Here is a 17928-nt window from a genome sequence, read left to right on the forward strand (position 1 = left end):
TCGCATCGGGAGTGCTCATGGTTACACGCGTTACCGCCCAGGCCGCTGGCCGCAAAGTGGCAAAAAACGTCCAGAAGAACGTCAAGCGGGCCGTCTCGGGAACCTTGGGCATTTCGGGGGAGCGCATGAGCAAGGTCGATACGGCCTGGCTGCGCATGGACAGCGACGCCAACCTCATGATGATCGTCGGTGTGTGGCAACTGGCGCCAGGTGTCAAGCATGCCGCCGTCTGCGAACGCATTGAGAACAGCCTGCTCAAGTACGACCGCTTCAAGCAGCGCGTGATGGAAGACGCCGCCGGCGCAACCTGGGTGATGGACCGCAACTTCGACCTGGCCAACCATGTGGTGCCCGAGAAGCTGCCGAAGTCGGCCAACCAGGAGCAGGCCCTGCAGGATCGCGTGGCCGAGCTGGCGACCCTGCCCCTGGACCCGAAACGCCCCTTGTGGCAAATCCACCTGATCGAGGACTACACCGGGCCCGACGGCGTCAAGGGCAGCGCCATGATCGTGCGCATCCACCACTGCATTGCCGACGGTATCGCGCTGATCTCGGTGACCATGTCGCTGGTTGACGGCGGTGCGCCTCCGCCCGAGCGGCGTAAAAAGGAGCCCGCGGCAGGCGCGGAGGACTGGATTGCCGACACGCTGCTTAAGCCTTTCACCGACATTACTGTCAAAGCGCTGGGCGCGGTGGGTGAAGGTGCGGCGCGATCGCTGGGCATGCTGGGCGACCCGAAGAAGGGCATGGAGCAAGGGGTGAGCGGCTCTTTTGACATGGCCAAGGTGCTGTTCCAGCTGCTGTCGGACTCGGCGGCGCTGGCGCTGATGCCCGACGACTCCAAGACCCGGCTCAAGGGCAAGCCCGGCGGCGCCAAGAAGGTGGCCTGGTGCCAGCCGATTCCGCTGGACGAGGTCAAGGCGGTGGGCAAGGCGCTGAACTGCTCGATCAACGACGTGCTGCTCAGCTGCGTGGCCGGGGCTCTCGGCGAATATTTAAAAACCTTCGGCGACGATGTGGCGGGCCAGGAAATCCGCGCCATGGTGCCAGTGAACCTGCGCCCCATGGACCAGGCGCACAAGCTGGGCAACCGCTTCGGCCTGGTTCCGCTGGTGCTGCCCATTGGCGTCGAGAACCCGATTGAGCGCGTGTACGAGGTGCGCCGGCGCATGGCCGCGCTCAAGGGCAGCTACCAGCCGCTGCTGGCCTTCAGCCTGCTGGCGGTGGCGGGCCTGTTGATCAAGCCCGCGCAGGACGTGATGCTCAATCTCTTCGCCAAGAAGACCACGGCGGTGATGACCAACGTGCCGGGTCCGCGCGAGAAACTCAAGTTTTGCGGGTCCACGCTGGAGCAAAGCATGTTCTGGGTGCCGCAGTCGGGCGATGTAGGCCTGGGGGTGTCCATCCTGAGCTATGGCGGCGGCGTGCAGTTCGGCGTGATCACCGACAGCACCCTGTGCCCCGAGCCGCAGCGCATCATCGACGAGTTTGTGCCCGAATTCGCCAAACTCTCGATCGTCACTCTGATGCTGCCTTGGGGTGAATGAGTGGGCGACCCAAGACCTTTAAGCGTTTTAGACCTCTAGCCCAGGTAAAGTCTTGACTAATAGCTATTAATTTAATAGCAATTAGAGATGGGCGCGTGGCCTCTTCAAGCGGGGGCCGCGGTCCGGCTTCGCCGGCCGCAAGGCGCCTGTCCCCTGCAAGGGGAGAGGAGGCTACACGAAGTGAGCCTCAACAGGGGTGTACCAATCAACCGGCGAAGCGCCGCGAGGCGATCTCCAGCAGTCCATCAAAAATCAGGCTGTCCACCAGTTCGAACTTCACCGACATGCTGGGCGCCATCTTCCAGCCGGCACCGCCGGTCATGATGCATTCGGGCGCTTCACCACAGTGGCGGGCGACGTTTTCCACCATGCGATGTATTGCGCCGGCAATGGCGAAGGTACCGCCGCTGGTCAGTGCGTCGCTGGTGTTGGTGGGGAAATCGCGCACTTCGCCGGTCGGCACATGCAGGCCGGCAGTGCCGGACTCCAGCGCGCGCAGCATGATGCCGTGGCCCGGAAGGATGAAACCGCCGAGAAATTTTCCACTGGCATCGATCGCCTCGACTGTCACGGCAGTGCCCACCATGACCACCACGCAGGGTTTGTCAAGGCCGCGGGCCAGCAGACGGTGGCGCGCACCGATCATGGCCACCCAGCGGTCGGCGCCCAACCTGGCCGGATGGTCATACCCATTGGTAAGGCCCGCCTCCTGGGGGCTGGAAACGACCCAGCGCGGCGCCACCTCCCAGAGTTCCATCTGCTCGGCCACACGCCGCTTGATGGCGTCACCGGCAACGATGCAACCCAGGATGCGCGACGGCGCTGGCATGGCACCCCATTCCTCTTCCGCGAGCTTGTCGATGTTTTCGAGGAACACTGCGCCATGCGCCAGCAGCTTTGCCCCGCGTGCGGGGGCTTCGTACTGGGCCCATTTCAGCCGGGTATTACCCACGTCAAGCGCTAGAAAAGTCATTTGGCGGATTATGAACAGGTTTGCAGCCAACCTCTGGACTGAGGCCTACACGTTTTCCAGTAGGGCCTGCCCCGGCGGCCCGTGTTCAGATCAAGCCAAACCAGCAGGCGCGCTGAATGGCAGCGAGCTTGTTGTCGACCTTGAGTTTGGTCATGGCATTGGAAAGGTGGAAGTTCACCGTACGTTCGCTGCAGGCCAGCAATTCGCCGGTCTCGCGTGCCGTCATTCCCTGGAAAGCCAGGCTCAGGCATTCGAGTTCGCGCGGGCTCAGCGGGCTGCGCGCTTCGGCCAGTGCGCGCTTCAGGAGAGGCCAGATGTTGAGGGCCGACCAGGCCAGCAGCGCCGCCTCACTGCGGTCATGCCACTGGCGCGGGCTGAAGAGGTAGCATTCGAAGGCGCGCCCCACCGTGAGCGGAAAAGCGATGCGGACCACGCTCTGGTAGCCATGGGCCAGCCAGAGCCGGCGCCAGCGCCCCAGGTTTTCGAACGCGGATTTTGAGATGTCCTGCCAGGCCACCAGGGGCGCATCGGAGTCGCGCCACGGGGCGCCGAAGTCCCGGCTCTCTGCCAGGGCCTCGGCGGCATCCAGCAGGCGTGGGGGGTGGATGGCCAGCACGAGCCGGTCTTCCTGGCCCCCAAACGGGTCGGGGCCCAGCACCATGAGGGCCTCGACCGAGAACTCGCGCAGGGCGCACAGCCAGTCGCTGATGACGCCGTCCAGGCTGACGCTGTCAAAGTTGGCAGGTAACAGCATTAGCTTGACGGAAAAAGAACCGGGACAATACAGTCACATGTCAAATGCATCATCAGTCAGTTTCCCGGTTGTGCTGGAGAAGTTTTTAACGTGAGGAGCGCCCGCTTCCATGCGTGGCTTGCGCAGCGCCCTTTGCTTCAGTGGCTGCGCGAGGAACTGGTCCTTGCGCCCCTGGAACCCATTTTGCATCCATCGCCGCGGCGCCTGTGGTGGCTGGGTCTTTCTTTTTTCTCGGGCAATGCGCTGTTTGCCTGGATCTGGTCGGTCTGGCTGCCGCAGCCCTATGAGAATCTGCCGCTGCGCGTGGTGGCCAGCGTCCTGGGCTACAGCCTGATGACCAAGCGCGTCAACCACGACCCGCGCAGCCGTCTGGCGCAACGCGTGTTTGGCGTGGTGTTCTGGCTGGAGCTGCCGGTCCTCTTCAGCTGGATGTACCTGTGCAACAGCGGCAATACCGTGTGGCTGGCCACGCTGGCAGCCATGGTGCTGATCTATTACCACGTTACCGACTGGCGCCTGGCCACCTTGGGGACCATCACGGGCGGCCTGCTGGCCCTGGTCATGTTCCAGTACGCAGGGCCTGCCGTGCCCGCACTGCCGGAAGGCCAACGCACCGTACATGCTGTGGTATTTGCGTTTGCCTGGTCGATCGCGCTGGTGCTCAACCTTTCTTCTGCCAACTTGCGGCGGGAGCAGCTCTCCAGTACGCTGACCACCATAGGGATCATGGCGCATGAGCTGCGCACGCCGCTGTCGACGGCCGCGCTGCTGGGCGACGCAATCCAGCTGGAAGTGCAGCGCCAGCCCGACAACCCGCGCGCGCTGCAGCTCGACAAGCTGGCACTGCGCCTTCATGCGCTTGTCCGAAACATGAACCACCAGATCGATACCCAGATCGCGAACGCCAAGCTGCTGCAGCTGCCGCGGCACATCGAACTGGTGGCGGCGGGAAAGCTGGCGCAGGACGTCGTGGCAGCGTATCCCTACCAGTCCAGCCGCCAGAAGGAGTGCGTGCGGGTGATTGTTCACGATGATTTCACTTTCCGTTCGTCCGCCACGCAGTTTTCCCAGGTGCTGGACAATCTCATCAAGAACGCGCTGCACTCCCTGATGGCAGCTGACTCGAAATACCCGCCCGGTGCGCTGCGCATTGAGGTCGGACGGGGGGGAACCCGCGGCCGGATCATGGTGGCTGACGAAGGCATGGGAATCGACGCTGCCTTGCTGCCGCAGATTTTTAAACCGTTCTTCTCAAGCAACCGCGGCACGGGACACGGCCTGGGCCTGGCCTTTTGCCAGCAAGTGGTACAAAGTGCGGGTGGCACCATCCATGTGAAATCGGAGTTTGCGGTGGGAGCAGCCTTTACCATTGAGCTGCCTATTGCAACCTGATAGCACATGACTGCTTTTGACAAGCTAGACTGACAAACATGTCCTTTGCACTCTATCGCCGTCCCGGAGGCGTGGTCTTTCTGGATGACGACCCCGATTACCTTGAAATGCTGGCCGAAGTCATGCCGCTGGACTGGTATGTACGCCTGTTCCTGCGCCCCGTGGCCTGTATCGACCTCCTGCTGCAGGAGCCGGCGCGCTGGGAGGCCGACGCCTGGCGCCAGCAGGAGATCATCAACCGCTGGCGCGAAGGAACGGCCCTGATACCGCAGGTGCTGCAGTACTGGCGCGAAGACGGCGCGACCCGTTTTTCGCTCACCCAGGTCTGCGTGGTGGACTATTCCATGCCGGCCATGAGCGGATTGCGGGTGCTGAGCGAGCTGAACGGCTGGTCGGGCTCCCGCGTGCTGCTGACCGGCCGCGCCGACGAGCAGCTTGCCGTATCGGCCTTCAACCGCGGGCTGATCGAGCAATTCATTCCCAAACAGTCTCCGGAAATCCGGCTGCGCCTGACGGATGCAATACAAGCGCTGCTGCGCCAGCCTGACGCACGGCACCAGCAAACCTGGCGGGCCACCCTTTCCCGCAAGCAGCACGCGCTGCTGTGTGAGACATCCATCGCGCAGGAGCTGGAAAACCTGGCGCTGCGGCAGGGCTGGATCGAGCACGTGGTCATAGGAGCACCCTTCGGCGTGCTGGCGCTTGACCGCAAGGGCGGCGTCAGCTGGCTGCAACTGGAGCCCGCCGAAAACCTGCCCGAGCTGGCCGAAATGGCCGCTTCGCAAGGCTGGGACGCCGCGACCGTGCAGGACGTGGCGGCGGGCCGGAAGCTCATCGACCTGGAACTGCAACTCGCGCTGGGGGCCGGCCACAAGCCCCAGCCGCGGCAGGCTTTCGCCATCGCGTCCGGCTCGGCCGTCCTCCACGCCGCCCTCTTCAGCATCGGCGAGCCCTTCACCCCCGGCTTCATGAGCAGCCATGAACGGTTTATTGCGACCGCGGGCGAAAGGCACCTGCTGGACTGACGCCGACGTCATGCTTCCTGGCCGGCCCGTGCGCGCCGCGCAATAGGCCAGTCCCATGGTTTCACGATCGGCGCGATCTCGCGTGCGACCGCCTCCACATGGTCCAGCTCGGAATCCATCAGGCCGGCGTTCAGAGTCAAACGCATCATGGCGCGTTTGCTGCTGGTGGCCGGAGCACAGAACATGGATGAAAACACATTGCGCTCCTCGAGCCGGTCCCGCAGCACCATGGTGTCGCACTCCAGGCCGACTTCCAGTGCAATGATCTGCTGGCTGCCCTGGTGGATGGGGTAACCCAGCTCGCTCAGGGTAGACCGCAACCGGCGGGTGTGGGCGTGAAGCCGCGCTCGCGCGTCGTCGCTGTTGCGGATCACCTCCAGCGTGGCAGCAAGACCCGCAATTTCGTGCGGAAGCAGGCTGGAGCTGAAGATATTGGGGAAGCTCGAGCAAAGGATGTAATAGCGCATGTGCGCCGGCGCAGTAAAGAAGCCGGCGCGGCCTGCAAAGGCCTTGGCCAGGCTGGCGGTGATGAAATGCACGCGTCCGGTGAGTCCCAGTTCGGCACATAGCCCTGCACCTTTCGGGCCATGGGTGCCCAGCGAATGCGACTCGTCAACCAAGATCATGCAACCATTCTGCTCGGCCACCTCGACAATTTCCGTCAGGGGGCAAATGGCGCCCGTGGTGCTGTAAACAGAATCCACCACCACAATGCCTGGCCCATTTTTGGCGATCACCCGGGCGAGATGAACGGGGTCGTTATGGCGGAAGGAAAAAGCCGGGGCACGCGCCGCGTGGGCACCCTCCCACAGTGAGGCATGGGCCAGGGTGTCCAGGTAGACCGGTGTTTGCGCGTCGGCAATCGCCTGCAGCAGGCCGACGTTGGCGGCGTAGCCCGATTGGCAGATAAAGCCGTCGTCCTTGCCTACCCAGCCGGCCAGCGCCATCTCCAGCGTGTGCGTGGGGTGCTGGTTCAGGTGAAACACCCCAGACTGCACGACGAACTCCTGCTCTTTGCGCAAGGCCTCTACCTGGGCGTGGACGATGTGCGGATGGCCTGTCACACTGAGATAGTCATTGCCGTCCAGGCGGATGGCATTGGAATCCGGTGTTCTGCCATGAAGCATGAACTTTCCGCCCCACTGCTGGTTCCAGCGCGGCGTGAAATCACGCGAGATGCGCCGGCACAGCTGGGCCCCCAGAGTGGGGTTGGGGAAAGGGGTGACGTCAGGGGAAAGTTTACGTTCGAGTACTTGCATGAGGAGCTCCGTTAAAAAGGGGAACCCCATTGAAAGCGCTCAAACAAATTGATACGTCTTACCCCCTGTCAGAATTAACAGGGGGTACATCAATACACCAAATTTGCGGCACCGTGGTGTGAACTATTCACCTCATTTCGAGGAAGTCCAATCGCTATTTGCTTACATCTTCAGGTTACAAAAAGTAGATACGCCGACCACCGAAGGCTGCAGTTACCTCAACCCTGTTTCCACGGCAAGCCCCGAAAACGCCAGCCGCCCTTTCGGCCGCGCTGTCCTTGCTCATCGGCATCGCCCTCAAAGCCTTCGAGGATGTTGTATGCCTCCATGCCCAGTTCCGTCGCGCGTTTCGCCGCAGCAACCGAGCGCACGCCGCTGCGACACAGCAGCACAGTTTTTTTTCCAGCGGGCACGGCGGCTTTCAGTCCTTCATCGAAACCGGCGTTCATCGCCATGCCGGGCCACTGTTTCCATGCCAAAGGCACGGCGCCGGGCACATAGCCCACCCACTCGCGCTCGGCATCGGTGCGTACGTCCACCAGCACGGCTTCGCCTGACTGCATCCATTCAAAGGCAAGTTGCGCAGGAATATCACCGGCATAACCGGAAGCAGGCTGGATGCCAGCCGGACTGGATGCATTTTCAGCAGTTGTTTTTTTCACGGAGGAGCCTCTCAATGGATGTTGATGGGACATGTCGGTCCGCCGTCCACGCATCGCGTGGCCACGGCCTGGAAACTGGTCGATCCAGTTTATCGCGCTGAAACCACCCATCAGGCGGTGAGGGAATAGGCAGGCGGGTCGCGTGCTCTTCCTGCCGATCACCGGAGATGCACAATCGCGATACTGATGTACCGCAGGAGACCCGGATGCCCCACAACAACACTGACACGGCCTCTTCCAAAGAGGTACTGCCTGGCAAGGCCAGCGCCAAAGCGCTGGCCAAAACCCTGGCCTTGTGGCAGCCGGCCCCTTCGGCGCCCAAAGGATTTTCTCTTGCCCGCCTTGATCCGGCCGCCAAGCCGTTTTCAATGGGTGACAAGCTGGTTGACAAAGCAGCCGTCGATGCGCTGTCTGTGGAAATTGACGAGTTGCAAAACCTGTTTTATGCGGACAAACGCTACAAGCTTCTGGTGATCCTGCAAGGCACCGATACCTCGGGCAAGGATGGGACGCTACGCGGTGTATTTGGGCGCATCAGCCCGCTGGGCGTGCAGACGGTGAGCTGGAAAGCGCCAACCGAAGATGAGCGCGCGCATGACTATCTTTGGCGAATCCACCAGCAGTTGCCAGGGTCCGGCGAAATCACGATTTTCAACCGCAGTCACTACGAGGATGTGTTGGTGCCGCCCGTCAACAGATGGATCACACCGGCGCAAACATTGCAGCGGTTTCGGCATATCAACGACTTTGAGCGCATGCTTACCGAAACCGGCACCGTGATACTCAAGTTCATGCTGCACATCAGTGCGGACGAACAGCGGAAACGGCTGCAGGAGCGGCTCGATGACCCCGCCAAGCACTGGAAATTCAGCCACGGTGATCTGGAGGTCCGCAAACAGTGGAAGCAATACCAAAGGGCCTATGGAGCGCTGCTTCAGGCCACCAGCACATCCTGGGCGCCCTGGACAGTGGTGCCATCCGACTCCAAGACGCACCGTAATCTGATGATCGCCACGGTGGTTCGAGCCAGGCTGCAGGCGTTGAAACTGCGGTTCCCGCCGGGCGATCCCGCACTCAAAGGACTGAAGGTGATCTGAAGGTCCTCTGAAGGGCATCTGAAGGTGCGGGCAAATTCACCTGTGTTGTCATAAACAGTTTCAACTGGTAAAGGGTAACGAACCTTTAGCGTTGGTGGAAACCCTCTTTGTAAGCCAGGGACCAGGCGGAATGATGAGTGCTCTTACCATTTCCCAAACAACAGGAGACAAGTCATGACTGAGAGCAAGAGCCCCCGCAGGCGCGGCCTTCTGAAAGGCGCCGCGATTGCCGCCGGCGCCATGTCAGCCCCCATGGTCGCCATGGCGCAGACAACCTCTTTGCGCTTCCAGAGCACCTGGCCGGCCAAGGACATCTTCCATGAGTACGCCAACGATTTTGCGAAGAAGGTCAATGACATGGCCGGCGGCCGCCTGAAGATTGAAGTGCTGCCCGCCGGCGCAGTGGTTCCCGCCTTCCAGCTGCTGGACGCGGTGAACAAGGGCACGCTGGATGGCGGCCACGGCGTGGTGGCCTACCACTACGGCAAGCAGTCGGCACTGGCCTTGTGGGGTTCCGGCCCCGCGTACGGCATGGATCCCAACATGGTCCTGGCCTGGCACAACTACGGCGGCGGCAAGGCGCTGCTGGAAGAAATCTACAAATCCATCAACATGGACGTGGTGTCCTACCTGTACGGCCCCATGCCCACGCAGCCGCTGGGCTGGTTCAAGAAACCGGTGTCCAACGTGTCGCAGATGAAGGGCCTGAAGTTCCGCACCGTCGGGCTGGCCGTGGATGTGTTCACCGAGCTCGGCGCGGCGGTCAACCCGCTGCCCGGCGGCGAAATCGTCCCGGCGCTGGACCGCGGCCTGATCGACGCGGCCGAGTTCAACAATGCATCGTCCGACCGCGTGCTCGGCTTTCCGGACGTGGCCAAGAACTGCATGCTGCAGAGCTTCCACCAAAGCGGCGAGCAGTTTGAAATACTGTTCAACAAAGGCAAATACAACGCCTTGCCGGCCGAGCTCAAGGCCATCATTGACTACGGCGTGCAGGCCTCGTCGGCCGACATGAGCTGGAAAGCCATCGACCGCAACTCCAAGGACTACATCGAACTCAAGACCAAGGACAAGATCAGCTTTTATAAAACGCCCGACTCCATCCTGAAAGCCCAGCTGGACGCCTGGGACAAGGTCATCGCCAAGAAGGCGGGCGAAAACGCGCTGTTCAAGAAGGTGCTGGATTCGCAGAAGGCCTTCGCGGAGCGTGCCGGCCAGTGGCAGAACGATTACATGGTCGATTTCAAGATGGCCTACAACCGTTATTTCAGCAAGGGCAAGAAGGCCTGAGCCGGCGGTTCGCTTGATGGAGGGCGGCTGCGCAGCGGCCGCCCTTTTTTATGGCTGGAGACACAACAAAATGCAAAAACTACTGCTGGGCGTTGACAAGTTATCCACATGGCTGGGCCAGTTCTTCGCATGGGCGATCGTGCTGCTGACTCTTTCGATTTCATGGGAAGTGTTCTCGCGCTACGTGCTCGGCACACCGCACGCATGGATGCTGGACGTGCAGATCATGCTGTACGGCGTGCTGTTCATGATGGCGGGCGCCTATACCTTGTCCAAGAACGGCCATGTGCGCGGAGACGTGCTGTACGGATTCTTCAGGCCGCGCACTCAGGCCACGCTGGACCTGATCCTTTACTTCCTGTTTTTCCTGCCCGGTGTGGTGGCCATGACCTGGGCCGGCTGGAACTTCTTCACCGAATCGGTAGCGATCCGCGAGCAGACCTTCAATGCCGATCCCATCCCGGTCTACCCCTTCAAGTTTTTCATTCCCTTCGCCGGCGCCATTTTGCTGCTGCAGGGACTGGTGGAGATCGCGCGCTGCATCATCTGCATCCGCGAGGGGGCATGGCCCTCCCGGGGCGAGGACGTGGAGGAAGTTGACGTGGACAAGCTCAAGGCCATGGTCAACGTCAAGGACGAGGACATCCAGGCGCTCGACAAGTTCGTGGCCCGCGAAGGAGCCGCGCGATGAAAATCCGCAAGGAACTCTGGTTCGGCTTCATCCTCATGGGGCTGATCGTGCTGGCCGCGCTGTACATGCTGGTCAGCGTGCCCAGGATCGAAAGCGGCCACGTCGGCCTGCTCATGCTGTCGCTGGTGGTGGTCGCCATCATGCTGGGATTTCCCACCGCGTTCACGCTGATGGGCATGGGCATGATCTTCACCTGGCTGGCCTACGACCGCGACACCACCAAGACCCTGGACCTGATGGTGCAGTCGGCCTTCAAGGTCATGGGCAACGACGTGCTCATCTCCATTCCGCTCTTCGTTTTCATGGGCTACCTCGTGGAGCGCGCCAACCTGATCGAAAAGCTCTTCCGCAGCCTGCACCTGGCCATGGTTCGCCTGCCGGGCGCGCTGGCGGTGGCCACGCTGGTGACCTGCGCGGTGTTTGCCACCGCCACCGGGATTGTCGGCGCGGTCGTGACGCTGATGGGCCTGCTGGCCCTGCCGGCCATGCTGCGCGCGGGTTACAGCGTGCAGCTGTCGGCCGGCGCCATCACCGCCGGGGGTTGCCTGGGCATCCTGATCCCGCCCTCCGTGCTCCTGATCGTGTACGGCGCGACGGCCGGGGTGTCGGTGGTGCAGCTGTACGCCGGTGCTTTCTTTCCGGGGTTGATGCTGGCGGGCCTGTACATCCTCTACGTGATCATCGTGGCCAAACTCAGGCCGTCGATGGCACCGCCGCTGTCGATGGCGGACCGTTATGTGCCGCTACCGCCCCTGACGGAAAAAATCGCGCCCTCGCACGGCACACGCGCCCTGCCGGGCCTGCTGAAAGCCCTCAAGGGCAGCCGCAACCAGGGCGTACCCACGGGCTACATCCTGCGGCAGCTCCTGATCGTTCTGCTGCCCCTGCTGCTGTTTGTGTTTGTGGCCTTGTGGAGCTATCGCAGCGTCACCACCGTGGCGGTCGAAGAAGTCTCCACCATGACGCGGATCGGCGATACCGAGGCCGCCACCGCCAAGCCCCAGGAAGGCGGCCTGGCCGAGCCGCCGTCTGACGATGCCCTCAAGGAACCACCACCCTCAGGCGGCCTGCAGGAACCGCCCGGAACCGAAGCGCTCAAGGAGCCGCCGGGAAGCGGAAGTGTCGCGGAACCGCCGGCGAGCGGCAGCGTCCAGGAGCCGCCCGGCGCGGCGCCGGCGGCCGCCGGCGCGGCCCAGCCGGCCCGGGATGTGCCGGCACCCAAAGGCTACTGGATCGGCGTGGCCGCCGGCGCCGCGGCCCTGGTGCTGTTCTATGGCCTGCTGAGTTTCACGCGGCTGGAAGTCTTCAAGATGCTGCTGACCAGCTTCTTTCCGCTGCTGATTCTCATCCTGGCCGTGCTGGGATCCATCGTGATGGGACTGGCCACGCCGACCGAAGCGGCCGCCGTGGGTGCGCTGGGCGGCTTCCTGCTGGCCGTGGCCTACCGGCAGCTTACTCTTTCAGTCGTCAAGGAAAGCGTATTCCTGACCGCCAAGACGTCCGCCATGGTGTGCTGGCTGTTCGTGGGCTCAGCCATTTTCTCGGCGGCCTTTGCGCTGCTGGGCGGGCAGGAACTGGTCGAGCGCTGGGTGCTGTCGATGAACCTGTCCAAGACCCAGTTCCTGATCCTCTCGCAGGTCATCATCTTCGTGCTGGGCTGGCCGCTGGAATGGACGGAAATCATCGTGATCTTCATGCCGATCTTCATCCCGCTACTGGACAATTTCGGGGTCGACCCGCTGTTTTTCGGATTGCTGGTGGCGCTGAACCTGCAAACAGCGTTCCTCAGCCCGCCGGTGGCCATGGCCGCGTTCTACCTGAAGGGCGTGAGTCCGCCGCACGTCACCCTGAACCAGATATTCATGGGGATGCTGCCCTTCATGGGTATCCAGCTCGTGGCCATCGTCCTGCTGTACATGTTTCCCGGCATTGGCATGTGGCTACCGCAACTGCTATACAGCCGCTGACCTCGCGGACGACCGAAACACAAGGAAAGGGGCGCTGCGGGCGCCCCTTTGTATTTTTCGGGGAACGCAGTAAGATTGACGTTTACGTAAACGTCAATTTACAGGCCACAGGCCGGCGGCACCCCCGCCCTCCCGGAGACACGCATGACCGACATGTCCGCTGAATACAAAGCGCTCGCCAGCTATCGCCCCACCCACAAGGTGCGTTTCATCACGGCAGCCAGCCTGTTCGATGGTCATGACGCGGCCATCAACATCATGCGGCGCATCCTGCAAAGCATGGGCGCGGAGGTCATCCACCTGGGCCACAACCGCAGCGTCGACGAGGTCGTAACGGCCGCCCTGCAGGAAGACGCGCAGGGGATCGCCATCAGCTCCTACCAGGGCGGGCACGTCGAATACTTCAAGTACATGGTCGACCTGCTCAAAAGCCGCGGCGGCGAGCACATCCAGGTGTTCGGCGGCGGCGGCGGTGTCATCGTGCCGCCCGAAATCCGCGAACTGCATGCCTACGGCGTCACCCGCATCTACAGCCCCGAAGACGGCCAGAAGATGGGCCTGGCCGGCATGATCGGTGAAATGGTCATGCGCTGCGACAAGGACCTGACCGGCTTCGCACCCAAAACCGTCAAGGCCATAGCAGGCCACGGCGAGATGAACTGGCGGGCTCTTGCCCAGCTGATCACTGCGCTGGAGAACGGAAAAGCCGATGCCGCGCTGGTTGAAAAGGTGCGCACGCAAGCCACCACCCGCAAGATCCCCGTGCTCGGCATCACCGGCACCGGTGGCGCTGGCAAATCCTCACTGACCGACGAGCTCATCCGCCGTCTGCGCTTGGACCAGAACGACAAACTGCGCGTGGCCGTCATCAGCATTGATCCGTCACGCCGCAAGAGCGGCGGCGCCCTGCTCGGCGACCGTATCCGCATGAACGCCATCAACCCCTGGACGGTGCCGCTGGCCGGGCAGAAGAACGCCGACAGCGGGCAACGCGTCTTCATGCGTTCTTTGGCCACACGCGACTTCGGCTCCGAAATCAGCCAGGCCCTGCCCGACGTGATCGCCGCCTGCAAATGTGCGGGTTTTGACCTGATCGTGGTCGAGACCTCGGGCATAGGCCAGGGCGACGCCGCCATCGTGCCGCACGTGGATGTGCCCATGTATGTGATGACGCCGGAGTTCGGCGCGGCCAGCCAGCTCGAAAAAATCGACATGCTGGACTTCGCCGAATTCATCGCCATCAACAAGTTCGACCGCAAGGGCTCTCTCGATGCCTTGCGCGATGTCTCCAAACAAGTGCAGCGCAACAAGGAAGCCTGGGGCACGCCGGCTGAAAAGATGCCGGTCTTCGGCACCATGGCCGCACGCTTCAACGACGACGGCGTGACTGCGCTCTACCAGGCACTCAAGCCCCGCCTTGCCGCGCTGGGCCTGGCGCTTGAGAGCGGGGCATTGCCCGCAACCGACGTGCGCCACAGCACCAACCAGACACCTGTGGTGCCTGCTGCGCGCACGCGCTACCTGGCCGAGATCAGCGACACCGTGCGCGGCTACAAAAAGCGCGCCCGGGCGCAGGCCCAGCTGGCGCGCGAAGTGCAGCAACTCAAGGCGGCAGCCGCCATGCTCAAGATCGACAAGCCCGACCGCGCACCCGCCGCAGAAGCCGCGCTGGACCTGGCCGGCCATCGCAAGGCCCGCATGGACGCCGACGCCCGCGCCCTGCTCGCCCAATGGCCCGACATGCAGGCCGCCTATGCCGGTGACGAATACGTGGTGAAAATCCGCGACAAGGAAATCCGCACCGCGCTGACGACCAAATCTCTCTCTGGCACCACCATTCGCAAGGTGGCCTTGCCGCAGTATGAAGATCACGGTGAAATCCTCAAGTGGCTGATGCTGGACAACGTGCCCGGCAGCTACCCCTACACCGCCGGCACTTTCGCCTTCAAGCGCGAAGGTGAAGACCCGACCCGCATGTTCGCCGGCGAAGGCGACCCCTTTCGCACCAACACCCGCTTCAAGCTGCTCAGCGAAGGCATGGCCGCCAAGCGCCTATCCACCGCGTTTGACTCCGTCACGCTCTACGGCAACGACCCGGCCCTGCGGCCCGACATCTACGGCAAGGTCGGCAACTCGGGCGTTTCCATCGCCACGCTGGACGACATGAAGGTGCTGTACGACGGCTTCGATTTGTGCAACCCGTCGACCTCGGTCTCCATGACCATCAACGGCCCGGCACCGACCATCCTCGCGATGTTCATGAACACGGCGATTGATCAGAACCTCGACAAGTTCAGGAAAGACAACGGCCGCGACCCCACGGCGACAGAGGCTGCCAAGATACGCGGGTGGGTGCAGGAGAACGTGCGCGGCACGGTGCAGGCCGATATCCTCAAAGAAGACCAGGGCCAGAACACCTGCATCTTCTCGACCGAATTCAGCCTCAAGGTCATGGGCGACATCGCCCAGTACTTTGTGCACAACCGGGTGCGTAACTTCTACAGTGTTTCCATCAGCGGTTACCACATCGCCGAAGCCGGTGCCAACCCCATCAGCCAGCTGGCCTTTACGCTGTCCAACGGTTTCACCTTTGTCGAAGCATATTTGGCGCGCGGCATGCACATCGACGACTTCGCGCCCAACCTGAGCTTCTTCTTCAGCAACGGCATGGACCCGGAATACACCGTGATGGGCCGCGTCGCGCGCCGCATCTGGGCCGTGGCCATGAAAGAAAAGTACGGCGCCAACGAGCGCAGCCAGAAGCTCAAATACCACATCCAGACCTCGGGCCGCAGCCTGCACGCGCAAGAGATCCAGTTCAACGACATACGCACCACGCTGCAGGCGCTGATCGCGATTTACGACAACTGCAACTCGCTGCACACCAACGCGTTTGACGAAGCCATCACCACGCCCACCGAAGAATCGGTGCGCCGTGCCATGGCCATCCAGCTCATCATCAACCGCGAGTGGGGTTTGGCCAAGAACGAGAATCCGTCACAAGGCGCTTTCATCATCGAAGAACTCACCGAGCTGCTCGAAGAAGCCGTGCTGCAGGAGTTCGAGCGCATCGCCGAGCGCGGCGGCGTGCTGGGCGCCATGGAGACCGGCTACCAGCGCGGCCGCATCCAGGACGAGTCCATGCACTATGAGATGCTCAAGCACACCGGCGAGCTGCCCATCATCGGCGTCAACACCTTCCGCAACCCGCACGGCGACGCGGTGCAGGACAAGCTCGAACTGGCCCGCTCCACCGAAGAAGAAAAACAAAACCAGCTCAAGCGCCTGGACGATTTCCACCGCCGCCATGCGGCCGAATCACCGGCCATGCTCAAGCGCCTGCAACAGGCTGTGATTGAAAACCTCAACGTGTTCGAAGTGCTGATGGAGGCCGTGCAGATTTGCTCGCTGGGGCAAATTACCAATGCACTGTTTGAGGTGGGTGGGCAGTACCGGCGGAATATGTAGTCACCCGGTGTACCCGGCCATGCGCGGCAGCCACAGCACCATGCCCGGCCAGAAGGTCACAAGGGCCAGCGCGCCGAGCATGACGAGAAGATAAGGCCAAACCTCGGCCATCAGCTCGGAAAACGAGACATCGGCGATCTTCATCATCATGAAGAGCAACAAGCCATACGGCGGCGTCACCAGCCCGATCATGATGTTGAGCACAGCCATCACGCCGAAGTGCACCGGATCAATGCCCAGCGCCACCGCGGTGGGCAGCAGCACCGGCAGGATGATCAGGATGATGGTCGAGCCTTCAAGAAAGGCGCCTAGCAACAGCAGGATGAGGTTGACCAGCAGCAGGAAGGCGAGGGGCGTCATCTCCATGCCCTTGAGCACGCCGCTCAGGTGGGTGGGAATGTTCTCTGAGGTGATGACGTAATTGAACACCAACGCCCCGGCAATCAGCATGCCGATGGAGATACTCATCTTCGCACTGGACAGCAGCGAATCGTAAATGTCGGTCCATCGCATGCTGCGGTACAGGCCGGCGGAGATCAGCAGGGCATAGGCGGCGGCGACACCCGCCGCCTCGGTCGGCGTGGTGATGCCGCTGTATAAGCAGCCCAACAAAATCACTGGCAGCATGAGCGCGGGAAAGGCCTCTTTTGTGATGCGCGGCATCTCGGACAAGGGCACCCGCTCTTCCACAGGGAAACCGCGCCGTTTGGCCTGCAACCAGATCAACACCATCTGCACCGCGCCCAGCAACAGGCCGGGCAGCACACCACCGATGAAGAGGTAGCCGATGGACGTTCCGGACACCAGCGCATAGAGCACCATGGGGATGGACGGCGGCAGTATCGGCCCTATGACCGACGACACAGCGCTCAGGGCCGCAGCGAAGGCCGGCGTGTACTTTCCCTCGCGGGTCATCATCACCTGCATGACTTTGCCCGAGCCCGCGGCGTCCGCCAGGGCCGAACCCGACATGCTGGCGAAGACCACGCTTTGCAGCACATTGACCTGTGCCAGCCCGCCCGGGAAGCGGCCGACAATAGCATTGCAAAAGCGCAGCAGCCGGTCCATGACGCTGCCTGTGCTCATGAAAGTTGCCGCCAGGATGAACAGCGGAATGGCCAGCAGCAGGAAGCTGGAATAGGTGCCATTGAGCAGCTGCTCGGCCGCGGCGCCGACGTCCATGCCTTTCATGTACAGGTACAGCACCGAGCCGGCGATCATGGCCAGGCCGATGGGTGCGCCGAGCAGGCTCAAAGCGACGATGGCGACGATCGCCAGCGAAAAGGGACTTGTGAAATTCATAGGGCGGACGCTGAGGACGGCATGTCGCGGATGGCCTTGCCAGGCCCGCGTGTCAGCTGACGCACCGCGCGGAGGATGACCGCCACGACGAAGACAATGTAGATTGAATAGGTGATGTCCATGCGGACACCGAGGTAGGAACTCTTTTCGACCTTCATGAAGGTGACGTAACTCCAAGCGCCGGGCAAGGACATGCCGAACAGCACGATGATGGCGATTGCCACGGCGCCACCGACCACCCGTCGCGTGCGGTAGCTGCCGCGCGAACTGATCATGTCGATGCGGATCTCCTCATCGTCCTTCAGCACAAAGGCCGCGCCCCACAGCACCAGCCAGAGCCAGCACACCAGCGACAGCTCGGGGGTCCAGCCCACCGGCGCATTGAACGCGTAACGCATGACGATCTGCACCAGAAAGGCGATGAAGATCACGGCCAGCAGGCCGGCCGCCACCGCTTCGGCGAAGCGGTGCAGCGCTTTCAGCACTCGGGTCAGCATGGAC

14 protein-coding genes are annotated in these 17928 nt (G+C 62.3%); 8 read left to right on the top strand and 6 right to left on the bottom strand.

What is annotated here, in order from left to right; translation table 11 throughout:
• Positions 1-17: 17 nt before the first annotated feature.
• On the top strand, positions 18-1547 hold the full coding sequence (locus ACQ4MS_RS06365; protein ID WP_431098495.1) for a wax ester/triacylglycerol synthase family O-acyltransferase: 1530 nt from the start codon (positions 18-20) through the stop codon (positions 1545-1547).
• Between the two features lie 205 nt (positions 1548-1752).
• Here ACQ4MS_RS06365 and ACQ4MS_RS06370 read toward each other — a convergent pair whose 3' ends face one another.
• Both ACQ4MS_RS06370 and ACQ4MS_RS06375 read right to left on the bottom strand, forming a co-directional pair.
• Complete coding sequence (locus ACQ4MS_RS06370; RefSeq protein WP_431098496.1) at positions 1753-2520, bottom strand: type III pantothenate kinase; 768 nt, start codon at positions 2518-2520, stop codon at positions 1753-1755.
• A gap of 85 nt (positions 2521-2605) precedes the next feature.
• Complete coding sequence (locus tag ACQ4MS_RS06375) at positions 2606-3274, bottom strand: helix-turn-helix transcriptional regulator (RefSeq protein WP_431098497.1); 669 nt, start codon at positions 3272-3274, stop codon at positions 2606-2608.
• Positions 3275-3364: 90 nt separating this feature from the next.
• Here ACQ4MS_RS06375 and ACQ4MS_RS06380 point away from each other — a divergent pair, with 90 nt between their 5' ends.
• Together ACQ4MS_RS06380 and ACQ4MS_RS06385 are read left to right on the top strand one after the other, a co-directional pair.
• Positions 3365-4666, top strand: a complete 1302-nt coding sequence (locus ACQ4MS_RS06380; protein ID WP_431098498.1) for a sensor histidine kinase — start codon at positions 3365-3367, stop codon at positions 4664-4666.
• Between the two features lie 38 nt (positions 4667-4704).
• Positions 4705-5691, top strand: a complete 987-nt coding sequence (locus ACQ4MS_RS06385) for a response regulator (RefSeq protein WP_431098499.1) — start codon at positions 4705-4707, stop codon at positions 5689-5691.
• A gap of 8 nt (positions 5692-5699) precedes the next feature.
• Here the strand turns inward: ACQ4MS_RS06385 and cqsA are convergent, their stop codons facing one another.
• A complete protein-coding gene (gene cqsA / locus ACQ4MS_RS06390; protein WP_431098501.1) occupies positions 5700-6950 on the bottom strand; it encodes an alpha-hydroxyketone-type quorum-sensing autoinducer synthase in 1251 nt (416 codons plus the stop codon).
• Positions 6951-7168: 218 nt separating this feature from the next.
• Positions 7169-7612 carry a rhodanese-like domain-containing protein gene (locus ACQ4MS_RS06395; RefSeq protein ID WP_431098502.1) on the bottom strand — a complete coding sequence of 148 codons (444 nt, stop codon included), beginning with the start codon at positions 7610-7612 and terminating at the stop codon, positions 7169-7171.
• A 206-nt stretch (positions 7613-7818) separates the two neighbouring features.
• Here ACQ4MS_RS06395 and ACQ4MS_RS06400 point away from each other — a divergent pair, with 206 nt between their 5' ends.
• The 5 genes from ACQ4MS_RS06400 (at position 7819) to icmF (ending at position 16125) form a co-directional block, all read left to right on the top strand.
• A complete protein-coding gene (locus ACQ4MS_RS06400) occupies positions 7819-8709 on the top strand; it encodes a PPK2 family polyphosphate kinase (protein ID WP_431098503.1) in 891 nt (296 codons plus the stop codon).
• 174 nt (positions 8710-8883) lie between these two features.
• Entirely contained in the window at positions 8884-9999 is a 1116-nt protein-coding gene (locus tag ACQ4MS_RS06405; protein ID WP_431098504.1) for a TRAP transporter substrate-binding protein, read from the top strand.
• Positions 10000-10069: 70 nt separating this feature from the next.
• A complete protein-coding gene (locus ACQ4MS_RS06410) occupies positions 10070-10690 on the top strand; it encodes a TRAP transporter small permease subunit (protein ID WP_431098505.1) in 621 nt (206 codons plus the stop codon).
• Positions 10687-12657 (top strand): TRAP transporter large permease subunit, encoded by a 1971-nt coding sequence (locus ACQ4MS_RS06415; RefSeq protein WP_431098506.1) that lies wholly within the window; start codon positions 10687-10689, stop codon positions 12655-12657. Before ACQ4MS_RS06410 ends, ACQ4MS_RS06415 begins: the two co-directional genes overlap by 4 nt.
• Before the next feature lie 144 nt (positions 12658-12801).
• Positions 12802-16125, top strand: coding sequence for a fused isobutyryl-CoA mutase/GTPase IcmF (icmF, locus tag ACQ4MS_RS06420; protein ID WP_431098507.1), 3324 nt, complete (start codon positions 12802-12804; stop codon positions 16123-16125).
• Here the strand turns inward: icmF and ACQ4MS_RS06425 are convergent, their stop codons facing one another.
• Positions 16126-17427, bottom strand: a complete 1302-nt coding sequence (locus ACQ4MS_RS06425) for a TRAP transporter large permease (protein WP_431098509.1) — start codon at positions 17425-17427, stop codon at positions 16126-16128.
• The gene (locus ACQ4MS_RS06430) at positions 17424-17924 is read right to left on the bottom strand and encodes a TRAP transporter small permease (RefSeq protein ID WP_431098511.1); all 501 of its coding nucleotides are present in this window, start codon (positions 17922-17924) and stop codon (positions 17424-17426) included. The genes ACQ4MS_RS06425 and ACQ4MS_RS06430 overlap by 4 nt, the downstream gene beginning before the upstream one ends.
• Positions 17925-17928 lie beyond the last annotated feature (4 nt).

This window comes from Polaromonas aquatica, from assembly GCF_050626995.1.
Classification (GTDB): domain Bacteria; phylum Pseudomonadota; class Gammaproteobacteria; order Burkholderiales; family Burkholderiaceae_C; genus Polaromonas; species Polaromonas aquatica_A.

Excerpts from the sequence above, each read along its gene's own strand:
- ACQ4MS_RS06365 (WP_431098495.1), top strand. The coding sequence starts at position 18 with ATGGTTACACGCGTTACCGCCCAGGCCGCTGGCCGCAAAGTGGCAAAA.
- ACQ4MS_RS06425 (WP_431098509.1), bottom strand. The coding sequence starts at position 17,427 with ATGAATTTCACAAGTCCCTTTTCGCTGGCGATCGTCGCCATCGTCGCT.
- ACQ4MS_RS06430 (WP_431098511.1), bottom strand. The coding sequence starts at position 17,924 with ATGCTGACCCGAGTGCTGAAAGCGCTGCACCGCTTCGCCGAAGCGGTG.
- ACQ4MS_RS06375 (WP_431098497.1), bottom strand. The coding sequence starts at position 3,274 with ATGCTGTTACCTGCCAACTTTGACAGCGTCAGCCTGGACGGCGTCATC.
- icmF (WP_431098507.1), top strand. The coding sequence starts at position 12,802 with ATGACCGACATGTCCGCTGAATACAAAGCGCTCGCCAGCTATCGCCCC.
- ACQ4MS_RS06415 (WP_431098506.1), top strand. The coding sequence starts at position 10,687 with ATGAAAATCCGCAAGGAACTCTGGTTCGGCTTCATCCTCATGGGGCTG.
- ACQ4MS_RS06370 (WP_431098496.1), bottom strand. The coding sequence starts at position 2,520 with ATGACTTTTCTAGCGCTTGACGTGGGTAATACCCGGCTGAAATGGGCC.
- ACQ4MS_RS06385 (WP_431098499.1), top strand. The coding sequence starts at position 4,705 with ATGTCCTTTGCACTCTATCGCCGTCCCGGAGGCGTGGTCTTTCTGGAT.
- ACQ4MS_RS06400 (WP_431098503.1), top strand. The coding sequence starts at position 7,819 with ATGCCCCACAACAACACTGACACGGCCTCTTCCAAAGAGGTACTGCCT.
- ACQ4MS_RS06405 (WP_431098504.1), top strand. The coding sequence starts at position 8,884 with ATGACTGAGAGCAAGAGCCCCCGCAGGCGCGGCCTTCTGAAAGGCGCC.
- ACQ4MS_RS06410 (WP_431098505.1), top strand. The coding sequence starts at position 10,070 with ATGCAAAAACTACTGCTGGGCGTTGACAAGTTATCCACATGGCTGGGC.
- cqsA (WP_431098501.1), bottom strand. The coding sequence starts at position 6,950 with ATGCAAGTACTCGAACGTAAACTTTCCCCTGACGTCACCCCTTTCCCC.